The organism is Amycolatopsis kentuckyensis, assembly GCF_002155975.1.
Classification (GTDB): Bacteria; Actinomycetota; Actinomycetes; order Mycobacteriales; family Pseudonocardiaceae; genus Amycolatopsis; species Amycolatopsis kentuckyensis.
This window is the reverse complement of record NZ_MUMI01000238.1, coordinates 1-17,352: the sequence shown is the minus strand read 5'-3', so window position 1 is coordinate 17,352 and position 17,352 is coordinate 1. Positions and strand designations below refer to the sequence as shown.

At 71.6% G+C, this 17,352-nt stretch carries 12 protein-coding genes; all 12 read left to right on the top strand.

Translation table 11 applies throughout. The features are described from left to right. Positions 1-147: 147 nt before the first annotated feature. Positions 148-1,131: a DUF1702 family protein gene (locus tag CCN39_RS23150; RefSeq protein WP_086845241.1), complete on the top strand. Its 984-nt coding sequence runs from the start codon at positions 148-150 to the stop codon at positions 1,129-1,131. Beyond that, the gene (locus CCN39_RS23145) at positions 1,128-3,101 is read left to right on the top strand and encodes a CRTAC1 family protein (RefSeq protein ID WP_086845239.1); all 1,974 of its coding nucleotides are present in this window, start codon (positions 1,128-1,130) and stop codon (positions 3,099-3,101) included. Before CCN39_RS23150 ends, CCN39_RS23145 begins: the two co-directional genes overlap by 4 nt. Position 3,102: 1 nt before the next feature. Then, the gene (locus CCN39_RS23140; RefSeq protein WP_086845237.1) at positions 3,103-4,107 is read left to right on the top strand and encodes an enediyne biosynthesis protein; all 1,005 of its coding nucleotides are present in this window, start codon (positions 3,103-3,105) and stop codon (positions 4,105-4,107) included. Beyond that, positions 4,104-5,480, top strand: a complete 1,377-nt coding sequence (locus CCN39_RS23135; protein WP_086845235.1) for a cytochrome P450 — start codon at positions 4,104-4,106, stop codon at positions 5,478-5,480. Before CCN39_RS23140 ends, CCN39_RS23135 begins: the two co-directional genes overlap by 4 nt. A gap of 35 nt (positions 5,481-5,515) precedes the next feature. Beyond that, positions 5,516-6,085, top strand: coding sequence for a DUF5987 family protein (locus CCN39_RS23130; protein ID WP_086845233.1), 570 nt, complete (start codon positions 5,516-5,518; stop codon positions 6,083-6,085). Then, positions 6,082-7,734, top strand: a complete 1,653-nt coding sequence (locus tag CCN39_RS23125; RefSeq protein ID WP_086845232.1) for a GMC family oxidoreductase — start codon at positions 6,082-6,084, stop codon at positions 7,732-7,734. Before CCN39_RS23130 ends, CCN39_RS23125 begins: the two co-directional genes overlap by 4 nt. A 162-nt stretch (positions 7,735-7,896) precedes the next feature. Then, a complete protein-coding gene (locus tag CCN39_RS23120; protein WP_208630325.1) occupies positions 7,897-8,943 on the top strand; it encodes a carboxymuconolactone decarboxylase family protein in 1,047 nt (348 codons plus the stop codon). Positions 8,944-9,130: 187 nt separating this feature from the next. Continuing rightward, positions 9,131-9,928 carry a TIGR03084 family metal-binding protein gene (locus CCN39_RS23115; protein WP_086845230.1) on the top strand — a complete coding sequence of 266 codons (798 nt, stop codon included), beginning with the start codon at positions 9,131-9,133 and terminating at the stop codon, positions 9,926-9,928. A gap of 256 nt (positions 9,929-10,184) precedes the next feature. Further along, positions 10,185-16,010 carry a type I polyketide synthase gene (locus CCN39_RS23110; RefSeq protein ID WP_086845228.1) on the top strand — a complete coding sequence of 1,942 codons (5,826 nt, stop codon included), beginning with the start codon at positions 10,185-10,187 and terminating at the stop codon, positions 16,008-16,010. A 2-nt stretch (positions 16,011-16,012) separates the two neighbouring features. Then, positions 16,013-16,462, top strand: a complete 450-nt coding sequence (locus CCN39_RS23105) for an acyl-CoA thioesterase (protein WP_086845226.1) — start codon at positions 16,013-16,015, stop codon at positions 16,460-16,462. A gap of 1 nt (position 16,463) precedes the next feature. Next, the gene (locus CCN39_RS23100; protein ID WP_086845224.1) at positions 16,464-17,036 is read left to right on the top strand and encodes a flavin reductase family protein; all 573 of its coding nucleotides are present in this window, start codon (positions 16,464-16,466) and stop codon (positions 17,034-17,036) included. 13 nt (positions 17,037-17,049) lie between these two features. After that, a partial coding sequence (locus tag CCN39_RS23095) for an NAD-dependent epimerase/dehydratase family protein (protein ID WP_143264119.1) occupies positions 17,050-17,352 on the top strand: 303 nt, incomplete at its 3' end.

Below are 17,352 nucleotides of genomic sequence, written 5' to 3'. Positions count from 1 at the left end.
CCGCCCGGCGCCGGGCGGGCTGAGGCGTATTCCGCACCCGCGCGGCGATCCACACGCAAGCGTGGAGTAGAGCGCTGACCTGCGAATCTGTGACCGTAGAAGTGAAGAACGGAACCTTCCTACCCGACCCGTAAGGGGGAGAGTGCGTTGGGCAATGGTTGGCGCGCGCTCAGACGCCGCATCCTGACACCAGACGTTTCCGAGACCTCGCTCGAGAAGCGAGGTTTCCACCGGAAGAGCCCAGCCGCTCAAGAACGGCTCGAGACGATCGGGGAGAAATTCCTGCTCGGGTACGCGCATGCGGTCGAAGCGCGTTCGGCCGAGCAGGCGGAAGAATGGCTCGAGCGCATCCCCCCGCAATTCCGCGGATTCGCCTACGAAGGCGCGGGAATGGGTTACGGCGTGCTGGACGGGCTGCCGTTCGGCAAGAGCACGAACACGGCCGAGTTCCTGGCCGGCCCCGGCGAGAAGCACGACTACATCATCTACGTCGGGGTCGGCTGGGCGATGTGCCGGCTGCCGCGGTTCGCCTGGCCCAAGGCGTCGGCGTTCGACCCGCTGCTGCGCTGGCTGGTGCTCGACGGCTACGGCTTCCACCAGGCGTACTTCAAGACCGGCAAGTACATCGAGCAGCAGTACCAGGAGCAGGGTTTCTCCTGGCCGGACCGGCGCTACGACGGCTACGCGCTGCGGGCCATCGACCAGGGCATCGGCCGGGCGCTGTGGTTCATCTGCGGCACCGACGTCGCCCTGGTGACCAAGACGATCGAAAAGTTCCCGGAGTCGCGCCACGGCGACCTGTACGCCGGGGTGGGGCTGGCCTCGACCTACGCGTGCGGTGTCACGGCCGAGGAGCTGGCGGAGCTGGTCGACCGGGCCGGCATCCACCACGGGCAGCTGGCGCAGGGGAGCGCCTTCGCCGCCGAGTGCCGGGTGCGCTCGGGCCTGATGATCCCGGAGACCCAGATGGCGGCCCGGGCGATCTGCGGGCTCTCGGCCGAGCGCGCGGCGGCCATCACCCAAGAGGTCCGGCCGGACGTGGTCGTCGACGGCGATGACGTCCCGGCGTTCGAAACCTGGCGGCAGCGGATCGCCGAAGAAGTGCTGACCCACGGAGGGAAGAACAAATGACCGCGACCTTGGGCTGGCTGCGCAAACAGCTGGCGGGCATCGTGGCGCTGGTGCTGATCCTCGGCCTGTTCCTGGTCGCGCGGCTGCCCAGCGTCTCCGCCGCCGAGCAGGACACGATGGCGGGCAAGTTCCACTTCACCCCGATGACGATCGCGCTGCCCGCGGCGAAGAAGTCGCAGTCGATCCGGACGGTGAACAAGGAGTACGAGAAGATCGCGGCCTGGATCTCCTCGGTGGGCGCCGCGATCGCGATCAACGACATCAGCGGCAGCGGCAAGCCGAACGACCTCTGCCTGGTCGACCCGCGCAGCGACCAGGTCGTCGTCACGCCGACGCCGGACTCGGGCCCGCGGTACGCGCCCTTCGCGCTCGACCCCGCGCCGGTGCTGCCGACGTGGGACTACATGGCGCCGATGGGCTGCGTCCCCGGTGACTACAACGAAGACGGCCGCACCGACGTCCTGGCCTACTACTGGGGCCGGACCCCGGTGCTGTTCCTGCAGAAGGCCACCGCGACGAAGTTCGACGCCGACGCGTTCCAGCCGACCGAGCTGGTCGCGGGCAACCACCGCGGCCCGGACGGCAAGTACAACGGCCCGCTGTGGAACACCGACTCCGTCACGATCGGCGACTTCGACGGCGACGGGCACGTCGACGTCTTCGTCGGGAACTACTTCCCGGACAGCAAGGTCCTCGACCCGAACGCCGACGGCGGCATCACGCTGAACCAGTCGATGTCGCACGCGGTGAACTCGGGGGCCAAGTTCATCTTCCGCTGGACCGGTGCCACGTCCGGGGCACACCCGACCACCCGGTTCGTCGACGCGTCCCAGGGCATCCCGGAGAGCGCGCGCCTCGGCTGGACGCTGGCCTCCAGCGCGACCGACATCGACGGCGACAACCTGCCGGAGCTCTACATCGCCAACGACTTCGGGCACGACCACTTCCTGTACAACAAGTCCACGCCGGGGCACATCGAGCTCGCCGAGGTCACCGGCGTCCGCGGGATCGACGACCCGAAGTCGAAGGTGCTGGGCCACGACTCCTTCAAGGGGATGGGCGTCGACTTCGGCGACCTGAACCACGACGGCCTCTACGACCTGTTCGTCAGCAACATCACGACGTCGTGGGGTATCGAAGAGTCGAACTTCCAGTTCATGAACCAGGCCTCGAACACCGCGGACCTGACCCGGCAGCTGAAGGACGGGGTCGCGCCGTTCCACGACGACAGCGCCGCGAACGGCACGGCGTGGTCCGGCTGGGGCTGGGACGTCAAGATCCAGGACTTCAACAACAGCGGCGACAACCAGATCGCGCAGGCGACCGGGTTCGTCAAGGGCGCGATCAACCGCTGGCCGAACCTGCAGGAGATCGCCACCGCGCACGACGGCCTGCTGTCCAACCCGTACTGGTGGCCGAACGCCAAGGCCGGTGACGACATCGGTGGTGACCAGACGCTGCACTTCTTCGTGAAGACCGCCGACGGCCGCTACACCGACCTCGCGCCGAAGCTCGGCCTGGCGGTGCCGGTGCCCACCCGCGGCATCGCCGTCGGGGACACCAACGCCGACGGCCTGCCCGAGTTCGCCGTGGCGCGGCAGTGGGAAGAGCCGATCTTCTACCACAACGACAGCCCGAACCCCGGCAAGTACCTGCAGCTGAAGCTGACCGCCGACGCCCCGGTGGCGCCCGGCCCGCTGCCCGCGGCCGGCTCGCCTGCGATCGGCGCCCAGGTCACCGTGACCACCTCGGACGGCAAGAAGTACCTCGGCCGGGTCGACGGCAGCAGCGGTGAGGCCGGCCGGCGCAGCTTCGACATCCAGATCGGTCTCGGGCACAACGTCAGCGGCCCGCTCGACGTGCACCTGCAGTGGCGGGACCGGAACGGGCAGCTGCGGACGCAGAACCTGAAGCTCGAACCCGGCTGCCACATGTACCAGCTCGGCTCCACGGCGAAGGAAGCGATGTGACATGACCACCCCGACTCTGACCAAGGTGGACAGTGCGCCACCGAAGCGGACCAACAAGGTCATCACCGCGCTGCGGCGCTTCGCGATCTCCATCACGATCTTCAACATCGTCGGCTACACCGTGCTCGGCTTCGAGCAGCCGTGGCTGTACCCGTTCGTCGCGCTGGCGACCGCGTACACCACGGAGATCGTCCTCGAGATCATCAACGCCCGGGTGACCGGGCGCGAGGTCCGGTTCCGGGGCAACGGGTTCAAGGGGCTGGCGGAGTTCCTCCTCCCGTCGCACATCACCGGGCTCGCGCTGAACATGCTGACCTACGTCAACGACCAGATCCTCGTGATGATGTTCGGCGTCGTCGTCGCCGTCGGCACGAAGTGGGTGCTGCAGGCGCCGGTGTACGGCCGGTTGCGGCACTACATGAACCCGTCGAACTTCGGCATCACGATCATCCTGCTCGTGTTCCCGTGGGCCAGCATCGCCCCGCCGTACCACTTCACCGAGCAGATCCCCACCTGGGGCGGCTGGCTGATCGTCGGCATCATCCTCGTGTCGGGCACGGTGCTCAACGCGCTGCTGACCAACCGGATGTGGCTGATCGCGGGCTGGTTGAGCTTCTTCGTCGTCCAGGCCTTCGTCCGCGGCTGGCTGTTCGGCACGTCGATCCCCGGCGCGCTGGCGATGGGCACCGGCGTGGCGTTCGTGCTCTACACCAACTACATGGTGACCGACCCGGGCACGTCGCCGTCGAAGCCGGGTGCGCAGTTCCTCTTCGGGTCCGGTGTGGCGGTCGCGTACGGCTTCTTCACCGCCGTGCACGTGGCCTACGGGCTGTTCCTGGCCACCGCGACCATCTGCCTGATCCGCGGCATGTTCCTGTGGGGCCTGCACTTCTCGAACAAGGCGCGGATCAAGTTCGAGGCCGACCAGGCCGCGCTGAAGGCGAAGCTCGAACTCGCGTCGGCACCGCCGGCGGGCGACGAGAAGCCCGGGGCTGTTGCGGCATGACGGTCCCCTCGGACGAGGCCCGGGCGGCGCGCACCGCGCCGCCCGGGCCGCCGCGCCGGGCGACGTTCCGGTTGCTGAAGCAGCTCTTCAGCGACCGGCTCGCGCTCATGGGCGACAACGCCGAGGCCTACGGCGACGTCGTCCGCATCGCCATCGGACCGAAGGCGATGTACCTGGTCAACCACCCGGACCTGGCCAAGCACGTGCTCGCGGACAACGCGGCGAACTACCACAAGGGCATCGGCCTGCAGGAGGCCCGCCGGGCCCTCGGCGACGGCCTGCTCACCAGCGACGGGGACACCTGGAAGAAGCAACGCCGGACCATCCAGCCGGTGTTCCAGCCCAAGCGGATCTCGCGGCAGGCCGCCGTCGTCGCGGCCGAAGTCGACGCGCTGGTCAAGCGGCTGGCCACGCACGACGGGCCGGTCGAGATCCTGCACGAGATGACCGGGCTGACCCTCGGCGTGCTCGGCAAGACGCTGCTCGACGCCGACCTCGGCGGCTACGAAACGCTCGGCCACTCCTTCGAGGCCGTGCAGGACCAGGCCATGTTCGAGGCGGTCACGCTGAGCGCGATCCCGCAGTGGGTGCCGCTGAAGAAGCAGCTGCACTTCCGCACCGCGCGCGACGACCTGCGCCGGATCGCCGACGAGCTGGTCGACCAGCGGCTCGCGAACCCGGTCGAGAACGGCGAGGACGTGCTGTCGCGGCTGATCGCGTCCGGGTCCGAGCAGGGTGCGTCGCGCGAACGCATGCGCGACGAGCTGATCACCCTGCTGCTGGCCGGGCACGAGACGACGGCGAGCACGCTCGGCTGGGCGTTCCACCTGATCGACGAGCACCCGGAGGTCGGCGAGCGGCTGCACGCCGAGGCCGCCCGAGTGCTCGGCGACCGGCTGCCCGAGTACGAGGACCTGCGGAGGCTGACGTTCACCGTGGCGGTGGTCGAGGAGGTCATGCGGCTCTACCCGCCGGTGTGGCTGCTGCCGCGGATCGCCCAGGCCGACGACGAGATCGGCGGGTACCACGTGCCGGCCGGCTCCGACGTCGTCGTGGTGCCCTACACGCTGCACCGGCACCCGGAGTTCTGGACCGACGCCGAGCGCTTCGACCCGGAGCGGTTCACCGCCGCCGAGCGGCCGCCGCGGTACGCCTACCTGCCCTTCGGGGCCGGGCCGAGGTTCTGCATCGGCAACAGCCTCGGGGTGATGGAGGCGGTGTTCGTGCTCGCGCTGGCCGCGCGCGACCTCGAGCTGCGCAAGGTGCCGGGCAAGGTCGTCGAACCCGAGGCGATGCTTTCGCTGCGGGTGCGCGGCGGGCTGCCGATGACCGTGCACCGCCGGGAGCGGACGCGGCGGTCCGAAGCAGCCTGACGTCTACTGTGGACATTCGATGAGGAGGTAGGCCGGTGCAACCCGAGGCCACCGAAGAAGAACGCTTCAAGAACATGACCCTCGAAGCCTATGCGGACACGATCGTCCCGGGGGAGAAGCGATCCCCCGAAGACCGGGCGATCGCCGGGGCCTCGCCCGGTCCCGGCTCGGTGGCGGCGGGCGCGCTCGACCTGCTGAACTTCGACGCGACCGGCGTCACGGCCGGCCTGCCCTACCTCGCGCAGTCGCTCAACGACCACGCGAAGTCCTACGCGGGCGAGGTGGAGCTGGAGCTCGACCACGACGTCCCGCCGTTCGTCGCGCTGCCCTACGAGCACCGCCGCGAGCTGGTGCGCCGGCTGACCACGCCGGGGCACCCGGAGAAGGACGGCTGGGTCAGCCTCGCGCTGTTCTGCAACATGGCCTTCGACAGCGCCGCGCACCTGCACACCGCGGAAGCCATCCGCGACGGCCACCCCGGCCTGCTGGCCCTGGGGTACCGGCCGCCGGACGCGGACGGGTTCTGGCGGTTCCCGAAGTACGGCTACGGCCGCAAGCTGGCCGAACTCCACCCCGACACGACTGCCTCCGGGAGCCCGGCATGAGTGCGATCGACAAGACCGACGTCGTCATCGTCGGCAGCGGTTTCGGCGGGTCCATCCCGGCCTACCACCTCGCCGCGGGCGGGGCCAAGGTGACCGTGCTGGAGCGCGGGCCGTGGCTGGCGGCGGACGACTTCGAGCACGACTACCTGCTCGGCTCGTCCTACACCCGCGCGTTCGACTTCGTCGTCGGCGACGGGATGAGCGTGCTGGGCGGCAACTGCGTCGGCGGCGGCAGCGTGGTGTACTTCGCCGCGATGCCGCGGGCGCCCCGGTTCGTGTTCGAGCGCCACGGCAGCATCGGGCGCCGGATGTGGCCGTCGGTCATCTCGCGGGACGCGCTGGAGCCGTGGTACGACCGCGTCGACGAGTCGATCCCGGTGTCCACACAGGACTGGAGTGACGTCTCCTACGCCGGTGGCCTGTGGGCCGCGGCCTGCAACCACTCGGGGCGCACGGCCAACCCGGCGCCGGTCGCCGTCGACAACGCCACCTGCGTCAACTGCAACTTCATGATGGCGGGCTGCAAGTTCGACGCCAAGCGGTCGATGCTGACCAACTACCTGCCCGCGGCGCTGGCGCACGGCGCGCAGATCCGGCCGCTGCACGAGGTCCAGCGGCTCGAGCGCACGGAGGACGGCGGCTACCGCGTCCACTTCGACGTCGTCGACGAAGAGGACTACCGGATCCACACCGGCACCGGTGTCATCGAGGCGAAGGTCGTCATCATCGCCGCCGGCGCCGGGGCGACCCCGGTGATCCTGCAGCGTTCGGAGGCCGCGCTCGGCGAGATGCCGCACGGCGTCGGCCGGTACTTCTCCGGCAACGGCGAGCGGCTCAACACCGCGATCATCGACGAGGACCGCGTCCGCGAGGTGCTGGGACTGTCGCGTGAGGACGGTCCGGTGTACTCGGCCAACCACATCGGCAAGGGCCCGACCGTCGCGAACTGGGACAAGCTTGACGGGTCGCTGCCGGAGTACGAGCGGTACTCGCTGGAGCAGCTGTACTTCCCGCCGGGCCTGGGCACCATCCTCGCCCAGGTGCCCGGCGGCGAGGAGCCGCGCTGGTACGGGGCGGAGAAGAAGGAGATCCTCAAGCAGTGGGCCAACTGGCTGACGATCTTCCTGATGACCGAGGACGACAACGAAGGCGTCTTCGGCACGCCGCCGCCGACCGGCAACGCGTACCGGATCTCGCAGCAGATGCTCGGCCGCGGTTCGCTGCGCTACGACCCGACGGAGAACACGCGGCACGGCTGGGCGCTCGCGGACGCGGACTGCAAGTCCATCATCGAGAAGGACGGCCTGGCCAAGGTCTCGCCCTGGACGAACGACGTCGTCGGGGCGTACACGGTGCACCCGCTGGCGTCCTGCCGGATCGGGGACGACGCGGCGACGTCCGCGCTGCACCCGAACCACGAGCTGCGCAACCACCCGGGCATCTTCGTCACCGACAGCGCGTCGGTGCCGGGCGCGCTCACGGTGAACCCGGCGATGACCATCGCCGCGCTCGCCGAGCGGTCCATCCCGGGCATCGTCCGTGAGCTGCAGGCCCGAGGCGTCGACGTCAAGTACGGCGCCCCGGCCCCCGACGGCTCGATCACGGGCCGCCGTGCCGTGTCCAAACTGGACCTGGTCGCCGGCAACTGAGGTACGAAACCCGGGACTCGCGTGATCGGGGACGGATCTCGCGTGATTGAAGCCGTGACTCGCGTGATCGGACGCGGTACGGCTCCAATCACGCGAGTTACGGCTCTGATCACGCGAGTTCCGTTTTCCAGCACGCGAGGTTCGCTGGCCCGAGGAGGGTTCATGGCGTCGGGATTGGTGCGGGTTGCGTTGCGGCGGACGCTGCGGGACGTGCGGTACGTCGAGGTGGTGCGGCCGCGGCGGGCGCGGGGGCTGGTGCGGGACGTCTACCGGCAGGTGGAACGGGACTTCGGGATCCTCGCCCCGCCGATCGCGCTGCACTCGGCGGCGCCGGAGGTGCTCGCCGCGGCGTGGCTGGTGCTGCGGGAGTCGCTGGTCGCGGCCGGGACGGCGAGCCGGGCCGACAAGGAGGTCGTCGCGGCCGCGGTGTCGGCGGCGAACTCGTGCCCGTACTGCGTCGAGGTGCACGGGATGGCGCTCGGCTCGCTCGGCGAGCCGGACGCCGCCGCGGCCATCGAGGCCGGGGCCGCCGGGTCCATCCGGGACCGCGACACGCGGGCACTGGCGCTGTGGGCCCGGGGCGAGGGCGCGCTCCCCGCGGACGTCCCCGCCGGGACGGCGGCGGAGTTCGCTGCCGTCGCCGTCGCGTTCCACTACCTCAACCGGGTGGTGAGTGTGTTCCTCGGCCCGTCGCCGCTGCCCGAGGCGGTGCCGCCACAGGCGCGGGAGAAGGCCAAGGCGGTCCTGGGTTTCCTGCTCAAGCCGGGTGACGCGCCGCCGGCCGGCCAGGCGCTCGTGTTCCTGCCGCCCGCGCCCGGCGGCACACCCGCGAGCCCGCTCGACGACGCCTTCGCGCGCGCCACGGCGGCGGTGGAGGCCGCGGGGGAACGCTCGGTGCCCTCCCGCGTGCGGGACCTCGTCCGCCGCGAACTCAAGGCGTGGGACGGGAAACCGCCCGGGCTGAGCCGGGCGTGGGCCGAGCCGGTGCTCGCGGAGCTGCCGCCGGGGGAACGGGCGGCGGGACGGCTCGCGCTGCTGACCGCCAAGGCGGCCCACCAGGTGGGGCCGGCCGACGTCCGTCCGGAGAGGACGGACGATCGCGGCCTGGTGGAGCTGGTGTCGTGGGCGGCTTTCACCGCGGCCGTGGCAGCCGGTGAACGGCTGCCGCACCGCGCGCGAAGAGAAGACTTCCCAGGTCGGCGCGGGTGATGATCGAAAGGTCGGATCGTCCAGCGGGGCGTGCAGCAGCCGGGGACACCATCGAATCACCCGGTTCGCGCTCGCCGCTCCGCGCGGCGCCGATCTGCCCGGCCGGCGGCGGTCGCACGGTGGCTCGCCACCGCACGCGGCGGCCGCCGGCCCACGAAGGACGTCGCATCGGTGAGAGGACAGACGCGTGACTGACACCAGGGGCGTGATCGCCGACCTGACCGCCGAGGCCGAGGAAGTCGACGCGCTCGTCGCCGGCCTCGCCGACCACGGCTGGGACATGCCGACCCCGGCGCCCGGCTGGCACGTCCGGCACCAGATCGGGCACCTCGCCTTCATCTTCCGCATCGCCGGCCTGTCGGCGGCGCAGCCCGAGGCGTTCGTGGCGATGACGAAGTCGCTCGGGTCCATCCCCTTCGAGCAGGCGGTCGAAGGCGCGCTGCAGGAGTACATCCACGACCCGGCCGAGGTGCTGCTGACGCGCTGGCGGGCCGAGCGGGACGCCGCCATCAAGGCCATCGCGGCCGTGCCCGGCGACCAGCTGGTGCCGTGGCTGGTCAACCCGCTGCCGCCGTACGTGCTGGCGTGCGCCGGGATGATGGAGCTGTTCGGGCACGGCCAGGACATCGCCGACGCGCTGGGCGTGCGCCCGGAGCGCACGGACCGGATCCGGCACCTCGTCGGGTTCGCCGTCCGGGTCCGCGACTTCGGCTACGAGGCGCGCAACCTGACGCCGCCGTCGGAGGAGTTCCGGTTCGAGCTCACCGCGCCCTCGGGCGCGCTCTGGACGTTCGGGCCCGCGGACGCCGAGCAGCGGATCAGCGGCAGCGCCGCGGACTTCTGCCTGCTCGTCACCCGGCGGCGGCACCGCTACGACCTCGACGTGCGGGCGAAGGGCACGCTGGCCGACCAGTGGCTGGACATCGCCCAGGCCTATCGCGGGCCGGCGGGCGAAGGACGCCGTCCCGGCCAGTTCCGCGCCTGAAAATCCTTTGTAGACATACGGGTGCCATGTCCGAGCGTGCGCAGGTGCGGCGCGTGGGCAGGCAAAAAGAAGACGGTCCGCACCGCCCGGGCGATGCTGGACCGGACGGCCCGGCAGACCGGGCACCGGGCGGCGGCCAAGACCGCCGCCCGAAGGCGAAGACCGGGGCGGGATCGGCAGATTCCGCCCCGGAGGACAGCGGGGACCTGATGGTTCCGGTGATACGGGGCTCGAGAGCCAGTGGGAGTGCGGTGGCATGAGCGTAGAGCGGATTTCGATCGTCGGTATCGGTCTGCGGTACCCCGACGCGAGTTCTCCGGAGGAGCTCTGGGAAAACGTGCTGGCCGGGCGCCGGGCGTTCCGCAGGCTGCCGGACGAACGGATGAACCGGGCGGACTACTACTCGCCCGACCCGAAGGCGCCGGACCGCTTCTACGCGCAGAAGGCGGCCGTGCTGCGGGACTACGAATTCGACCGGGTGGCGCACAAGGTCGCGGGCAGCACCTTCCGCGCGACCGACACGACGCACTGGCTGGCCCTCGACGTCGCCGCCGCGGCCCTCGCGGACGCCGGCTTCGGCGAGGGTGAGGGTGCCCCGAGGACGACCACCGGTGTCGTCATCGGCAACAGCCTCACCGGCGAGTTCTCCCGCGCCAACATCATGCGGCTGCGCTGGCCGTACGTGCGCCGCACCGTCGCGGCGGCGCTGAGCTCCCGCGGCTGGGAGGACGAGGAGACCGCGAACTTCCTGCGGGAACTGGAGATCCAGTACAAGGAGCCGTTCCCGGAGATCAACGAGGACACCCTCGCCGGCGGCCTGGCCAACACCATCGCCGGTCGCGTGTGCAACCACTTCGACTTCGCGGGCGGCGGGTACACCGTCGACGGCGCCTGCTCGTCGTCGCTGCTGTCGGTGGTGACCGCGGCCAACGCGCTCGTCCAGGGCGACCTCGACCTCGCCATCGCCGGCGGCGTCGACCTCTCGATCGACCCGTTCGAGGTGATCGGCTTCGCCAAGACCGGCGCGCTGGCCAAGCGCGAGATGAAGGTCTACGACGCCGACTCCAACGGCTTCTGGCCCGGCGAAGGCTCGGGCATGCTCGTCCTGATGCGCGAGAGCGACGCGGTCGAGCAGGGCAAGCGGATCTACGCGTCGATCGGCGGCTGGGGCGTCTCCTCCGACGGCAAGGGCGGCATCACCCGGCCCGAGGCGGCCGGGCACCGGCTGGCGCTCAAGCGCGCCTACGACCGGGCGGGCTACGGCGTCGAGACCGTCTCCTACTTCGAGGGCCACGGCACCGGCACCGCGCTGGGCGACGCCACCGAGATCGAGGCGCTGTCCACCGCCCGCCGCGACGCCGACCCGCTGGCCAAGCAGGCCGCGCTGTCGACCATCAAGGGCAACATCGGGCACACCAAGGCCGCGGCCGGGGTGGCCGGCCTGATCAAGGCGACGCTGGCGGTGTACCACCAGGTCATCCCGCCCGCCACCGGCCACTACGAGCCGCACGAGTCGCTCACCGGCTCCTCGGCGCGGATGTACGTCCCGCGCGAGGCGGCGCTGTGGCCGGAGGACCAGCCGGTCCGCGCGGGTGTCTCCGCGATGGGCTTCGGCGGGATCAACTCCCACGTCACCGTCACCGAGGCGCCGGCCGCGCCCCGCCACCGGGAACTGGACGAGCGGGCCCGCACCCTGGTCGCCGGCCGGCAGGACGCCGAGCTGCTGCTGTTCGACGCCGACGACGTCGCGACCCTGCGCGGTGACATCGCGGCGGTGCTGGAGGTCGTGCCGCAGCTGTCGTTCGCCGAGCTGACCGACCTCGCCGGCTCGCTGGCGAAGGAGCTCTCGGGCAAGCCGGTGCGCGCCGCGGTCGTCGCGGCCAACCCCGAGCACGCCGAGCGGAAGCTGACCAAGCTGCTCGAGCAGCTCGAGGCCGGCGACTCGGTCTTCGACGCCGCTGACGGCATCTTCGCGAGCAGCCGCACCGCGGTCCCGAAGATCGGCTACCTGTTCCCCGGCCAGGGATCCGGCCGGGGTGGCGAGAGCGCGCTGCGCCGCCGGTTCGCCGTCGCCGACGAGATCTTCCGCGCCGCGGCGCTGCCGGTCGCCGGCGACCAGGTCGCCACCGAGGTGGCCCAGCCGCGGATCGTCACCGGTTCGCTGGCCGCGCTGCGGGTGCTGCGCTCGTTCGGCATCGAAGCCTCGACCGCCACCGGCCACAGCCTCGGCGAGCTGACCGCCCTGCACTGGGGTGGTGGCCTCGACGAGCGCGGGCTGCTCGAGCTGGCGAAGGTCCGGGGCAAGGTGATGGCCACGACGACCGGCGACGGCACCGGCGCGATGGCCGGCATCGCCGCCTCGCCCGGCCGGGTCGAGGAACTCGGCCTCGGCGACGACGTCGTGATCGCCGGGTACAACGCACCCGAGCAGACCGTGATCTCCGGGCCCGCCCAGGCGATCGACCGCATCGTCGCCCGGGCCAAGGCCCAGGGGGTCGGCGCGACCCGCATCAAGGTCTCGCACGCCTTCCACTCGCCCGCGGTCGAGCCGGCCGCGAACGCCATGACCGAGCGGCTGGGCGACTTCAGCTTCAGCCGGCTGGAGCGGCCGGTGGTCTCCACGGTCAGCGGTGACGTGCTGCACGCCACCGAGAACCTGCCCGAGCTGCTGCGCGACCAGATCGTGCTGCCGGTCCGGTTCCGCGAGGCCGCCGCCAAGGTGGCCGAGCGCAGCGACCTGGTGGTCGAGGTCGGTCCCGGCCGGGTGCTGACCGGCCTGTTCGAGGAGATCGCGCCGGACACCCCGGTGCTGGCGATCGACTCGGACAACGCGTCGATCCAGGCACTGCTGCGGGTCGTGGGCGCGGCGTTCGCGCTCGGCGCGCCGCTGACGGTGGACGCGCTGTTCGAAGGCCGAGTCGTCCGCGCCCTGCCTGCCGACGGCCAGTTCAACTTCCTGGCCAGCCCGTGCGAGGCGGCGCCCTCGATCGACAGCGAGCTGGCCGCCGAGCTGGCCGCGGAGAAGGCCCAGGCGGCCGAGGCCGACGCCGGCACCGCCGACGGCGACTCCGGATCGACCCTGGACCTGCTGCGCAAGCTCGCCGCCGAGCGCGTCGAGCTGCCGCTGGAGGCGGTCACCGCCGACACCCACCCGCTCGACGACCTGCACCTGTCGTCGATCACGGTCGGGCAGCTGGTCAACGACGTCACCCGCGCACTGGGCCGTCCCGCGCTGGAAGGCATGCCGAACTTCGCGACGGTGTGCCTCGGTGAGCTCGCCGAGATGATCGACGAGCTGGCGCAGACGGCGAAGCCCAGCGATTCCTCCGGGGGCGAAGCCCCGGGCGTCGGACCGTGGGTCCGGCCGTTCGCGGTCGAGTACGTGCCGGCACCGCGGCCCGCCGCGGACCTCACCCCGGGGGCGGGCAACGCCGAGTGGCAGGTCTTCGCGACGTCGCGGCACCCGCTGGCCGAACCGCTGCGGGCCGCGCTGGCCAAGTCCGGTGCCGGTGACGGCGTGCTGCTCTGCCTGCCCGCGGACTGCGACTCGAGCCACGTCGGGCTGTTCCTCGACGCCGGCCGCGCCGTCATGGCCGCACCCAACGGCACGCGGTTCGTGGTCGTGCACCACGGCTACGGCGCCGCGGGCCTGGCCCGGACCCTGCGGCTGGAGGACCCTTCGGCGAAGACGACGATCATCGACTTCGCCGACCCGTCGCCGTCCGGTGCGGACGCGATCGCCGAAGCCGTGCACACCGTGGTGGCCGAGGTCGCCGCGACCACGGACTTCACCGAGGCCCGCTACGGCGCCGACGGCGGCCGCACGGTGCCGCGGCTGTCCGCGCTGCCCGCGCCGAAGCCCGGCCCGATCCGCGACTCGCTGGACTCCTCCGACGTCCTGCTCGTCACCGGTGGCGGCAAGGGCATCACCGCGGAGAGCGCGCTCGCGCTGGCCAAGGACTCGGGAGCCCGGCTGGCCCTGCTCGGCCGGTCCGACCCGGAGTCCGACAGCGAGCTGGCGGAGAACCTCGACCGCATGGAGGCGGCGGGCATCCGTTACCGCTACGAGCGCGCCGACGTCACCAGCGCCCCGCAGATCGCCGAGGCGGTCGCCCGGGTCGAGGCCGACCTCGGCCCGGTCACCGCGATCCTCCACGGCGCGGGCCGCAACGAGCCGGCTGCCCTCTTCAGCCTCACCGAGGACAGCTTCCGCAAGACCCTCGCCCCGAAGATCGGCGGTCTCAACGCGGTTCTCGCCGCGGTCGACCAGGACCGCATCAAGCTCCTGGTCACCTTCGGCAGCATCATCGGCCGGGCGGGCCTGCGCGGGGAAGCGCACTACGCCACGGCGAACGACTGGATGACCGAGCTGACCCTGCGCTTCGGCCAGGAGCACCCGAAGGCGCGGGCGATCGCGCTGGAGTGGTCGGTCTGGTCGGGCACCGGCATGGGCGAGAAGCTCGGCGTGGTCAGCGCCCTGATGCGCGACGGCATCACGCCGATCCCCACCGAGGAGGGCATCACCATCCTCCGACAGGTGCTGGCCGACCCGGCCGCGCCGCCGGTGCTGGTGGTCTGCGGCCGCACGTCGGGCCTGGCCACGCTGCCGATCCAGAAGCGGGAGCTGCCGCTGACCCGGTTCGTCGACCGCGCGATCGTGCACTACCCGGGCGTCGAGCTGATCACCGAGGCGGACCTGTCCGACGGGGCCGACCCGTATCTGACCGACCACCTGCTCGACGGGCAGCTGCTGTTCCCGGCGGTGCTCGGCATGGAGGCGATGACGCAGGCCGCGGCGGCGACGCTGGACCGCACCGGCACCCCGGTGCTCTCCGACGTCGAGTTCCTCCGGCCGATCATCGTCTCGCCGGGCGGGTCGACCACGGTCCGGCTGGCCACGCTGGCCCGCGACGCCGACACCGTGGACGTCGTCATCCGCAGTGACGAGACCGGCTTCAGCGCCGACCACTTCAAGGCGCGGCTGAGCTTCGCCCGGCCGGAGGAGATCGGCGAGCGCGTCCCCCGCGACGTCGCCCTGCCGCCGGTGCCGGTGGAGCCGATCAGCGAGCTGTACGGCTCGGTCCTGTTCCAGGGCAAGCGGTTCCAGCGGGTCCTCGGCTACCGCCGGGCGAGCGCCCGGCACGCCGTCGCCGAGATCTCGACCAGCGCGGACCACTACTGGTTCGCACCGTTCCTCCCGCAGGAGCGGCTGCTGGCCGACCCCGGCACCCGGGACGCGATGATGCACGCGATCCAGTGCTGCGTCCCCGACGCGACGCTGCTGCCGCAGGGCATCGAGAAGCTGTACCTGGCCGAGCCGGGCCGGCAGCACGACGAGTACGTCCTCCTGGACGCGAAGGAACGCTTCCAGGACGGCGACAGCTACGTCTACGACCTCGACGTGCGCAACCCGGACGGGACGCTGGTCGAGCGCTGGGAAGGCCTGAAGCTGCGCGCGGTCCGCAAGCGCGACGGCGCCGGGCCGTGGGTCCCCTCGATGCTGGGGTCCTATGTGGAGCGTGCGTGTGAGCGGCTGCTCGGCGGGACGCGGTCGGTCGTGCTCGAGCCGGACCCGGCCGGGCGCCCGGCGGAGGGCATCGCCGAGCGGCGGGCGCAGACCGCGCTCGCCGCGGGCCGGGCGCTCGACAAGCCGGTCGAGGTGCTCTACCGCCCGGACGGGAAGCCGGAGTGCGACGGCGTCCAGGTCACCGCGTCGCACACCTCGCAGCTGACCCTCGTGGTCGCCGGCGCCGACCAGGTCGCCTGCGACATCGAGACGGCGGTCGAACGCACCGACGAGGACTGGGCCGGCCTGCTCGGCGAAGAACTCCTCGCCCTCGGACGGCTGCTGGCCGCCGACACCGGCGAACCGATCAGCGTGGCCAACACCCGGGTGTGGAGCGCGCTGGAGTGCGTGCGCAAGACCGGGTCGATGACCCAGGCGCTGACCGTGCGCCAGGTCGACGCCGACGGGTGGGCCCTGCTCGCCTCCGGGAACGCGCGGATCGCCACCTGGTCGACCACCGTCAACGACCGGACCGACCCGATCGTCTTCGCCGTGCTCCACGCAGAGGGGAACTGAAGATGTCCGACTACTACGAGATCCGCCACACGGTCGGCTTCGAAGAGACCAACCTGGTGGGCAACGTCTACTACGTGAACTACGTGCGCTGGCAGGGCCGGTGCCGCGAGATGTTCCTGAAGGAGAAGGCACCCGCGGTGCTCGAAGAGGTCCGCCACGACCTCAAGCTGTTCACCCTCAAGGTGGAGTGCGAGTTCTTCGCCGAGATCACCGCGTTCGACGAGCTGTCCATCCGGCTGCGGCTGGAGGAGCTCACCTCGACGCAGATCCAGTTCGCCTTCGACTACGTCCACCTGCGTGCGGAGGGCGAAGTGCTGGTGGCCAGGGGACGGCAGCGCATCGCCTGCATGCGCGGGCCCAACACGGCCACCGTGCCGTCGCGGGTCCCCGAGCAGCTGCGCGAAGCACTGGCGCCCTATTCGACGGCCGCGGTCAACGGCAAGGGAGTCTGAAGTGGGCTACGAGTCTGAGCCTTCGGAACGGCCGGTGCTGAAGCGGCTGCCCACGTCTCCCGCCCGCCGCGGCCTGTCGGCCCAGCCGGGGCTGCGCCAGGTGATGGCGCAGTTCGCGACCGGGGTGACGGTGCTGACGGCGGGCGGGGAAGACGCGCACGGCATGACCGCGAACGCGTTCTCGTCGGTGTCGCTGGAGCCGCCGATGGTGCTGTGCTGCGTGTCCAAGGCGGCCCGGATGCACGCCGCCATCGTCACGGCCGGCTCGTTCGGCGTGAACATCCTCGCGGCGGAACAGCGGGAGACGTCGAAGTACTTCGCCGACTGGCGCCGTCCCGACGGGATAGCCCAGTTCGAAGCCGTCGGCTACACCCCGGGCGGCAAGACCGGGGCCCCGCTGCTGAACGGGGCCCTCGCCTGGCTGGAGTGCGAGCTGGCCCAGGTGATCGAGGGCGGTGACCATTCGATCTTCCTCGGCCGGGTGGTCGCCACCAGCCGCGGCACCGGGGACCACGCGCTGGTCTTCTACGGCGGCGGCTACCACGAGGTCGACGGGCGCGCCCGCGCCGCGTGAGGGGAGCGGAGTCATGGTGATCGCGGTGACCGGCGGGACCGGGTTCCTCGGTGCCCACACGGTCGCGCTCCTGGTGGCGGCCGGAGCCCGGGTGCGCGTGCTCGCCCGGGACCCGGCCGCCGGGACCGTGCCGGACGGCGTCGAGGTCGTGCCGGGCGACGTCACCGACGAGGTGGCGGTCGCCCGGCTGGTCGCGGGCGCGGACGCCGTCCTGCACGCGGCCGGCGTCTACTCGTTCGACAGCCGCCGCCGGGCCGAGCTGGCGCGGGTGAACGTGGCCGGCACGGAGACGGTGCTGGCGGCCGCGCGGGCCGCC